Source organism: Mesorhizobium sp. M7A.F.Ca.US.007.01.2.1 (assembly GCF_003998165.1).
Lineage (GTDB): Bacteria > Pseudomonadota > Alphaproteobacteria > Rhizobiales > Rhizobiaceae > Mesorhizobium > Mesorhizobium ciceri.
Genome location: NZ_RZQP01000468.1, coordinates 1 through 1477, shown reverse-complemented (window position 1 = coordinate 1477; position 1477 = coordinate 1). Strand labels below are relative to the sequence as shown.

Genomic DNA, 1477 nt, shown 5'->3' with positions numbered 1-1477 from the left:
AATATGGACGGGCTTGCGAATGACGTCATCGACGCCGCTCTCGAACAACCGCAGCGTGTTCTCCAGCGAATGCTGTTCGCTCAGCGCAATCACCGGGGCGCCGGTGCGGTCGCGGATCTGGCGCGGAGAGATGGAACCTTCGCGGCAATCGCCGATGAGGAAGGCCCTGACCGAGCGCAGATCGGTGTCGGCGGCCGAATTCACCCACTCACCGAATTCGCCGGATGCAAAGCCTGCACAGGCGATGCCCTCACGATCGAAAAGTGAATTGTATCCCTCTGTTACGAGCTCGCGCTCGTCAACGATCACAATCATCGGCCCCGCCTTCCGAATCAAATCATTTGCCCCGTGAAGAGAGGCCTATCCGCTGGCGAGAATCCTGAACAACCGTCATTTCTTGTAGCTAGTTTCTTGGGAGTCTGGAATCGTATCGGTTGCATTAGCGTGCAGCCAGATACGCATTCGGCGCCAAGTTTTGGCCAGGCCAGAACAACAATTCGGGGTTGTGTGTTAGGTCTATTAGTAATGGAAAATGCGCTTATGGGTTGCAGAATCCGCGGGCGTTCGCGGTCCATTTTCCAAAGCCGGTGGCGACCATGTTGGCAATGACGCGGCAGACATAGATCTTCTGCGCCGGGTCATTGTCGGGGCCGGCATGATAGCGGGCCACGGCCATCGACCAGGTCTCGTGACGGGCATGAAGACTGGCCAGGAAGCGCGCCGCATAGTCGACGTTCTGACGTGGGTCGAGCATGTCCTCGACGCTGCGAAAATGCGATGCGTGGTAGTGGTGATTGATCTGCATGCAGCCCAGATCGATCAGGGTCTTGCCCTCGCGCCGGGCATTGGCGAAGGCGGCAAGGGCCTCGGTCCGGCTCCTGGGAAAGACTGCTTTTCCCTCTATATTCAAAGCGTTGGGTTGAAGGCTGCCCTTGTTGCCGGTCTCCGTCAGGCCAACGGCATAAAGGATGCCGGCGGGAACGCCATAGCGGTCGGCGGCGCGCAGGATTTCCGGCTCGCAAGGGTTGGTCGCGGCTGCGGCAGCTGTTACCGTGCTAGATAAAGATATCGCCGCCAGCGCGCTCGCGAGAAGGCGAAGTGCCGCGGCCGTAGTCCTGCGCGTCATCGTTGCGGTTCCCTGAGGATTGCTGACCCGGTTGCTGGCCGCCGGCTCCACCATTGCCGCCGCCCGAATTCCCCGGTTGAAAGGATGCTGGATCGCGGCCTGTTGCCGCCGCCAACGGAGCGGTTGCATCCGTCCGGGTTGCAGCGGGAACTGCTACCGAAGGTTGCAGTATCGTGACCTTGTCAACCTCGAAGCCGAGCCCTCGCAGCGACTTGACGATGGCCTCGCTGTCGGCGGACAGCCGACGATAGGCATCGTGTGTTTCAGGCTTCAGCTCAATCGAAAGTTGTTCCCCGGAGAGGCGAAGATTGGCCGTCACCATGCCGAGTTCGGCAGGGTGAAGTTCGATCT

General features: G+C 60.1%; 2 protein-coding genes and 1 pseudogene. All 3 read right to left on the bottom strand.

The window, feature by feature from the left end:
- Nucleotides 1-315 (bottom strand): annotated as a pseudogene (locus tag EN949_RS35190) (response regulator transcription factor); the annotation flags it as partial.
- 223 nt (nucleotides 316-538) lie between these two features.
- A complete protein-coding gene (locus EN949_RS35185; RefSeq protein ID WP_050580446.1) occupies nucleotides 539-1126 on the bottom strand; it encodes a transglycosylase SLT domain-containing protein in 588 nt (195 codons plus the stop codon).
- A partial coding sequence (locus EN949_RS35180) for a flagellar hook-length control protein FliK (protein WP_164782674.1) occupies nucleotides 1056-1477 on the bottom strand: 422 nt, incomplete at its 5' end. The genes EN949_RS35180 and EN949_RS35185, both read right to left, overlap by 71 nt.

Coding starts and splice junctions, on each gene's coding strand:
- EN949_RS35185 (WP_050580446.1), bottom strand. CDS start 1,126: ATGACGCGCAGGACTACGGCCGCGGCACTTCGCCTTCTCGCGAGCGCG.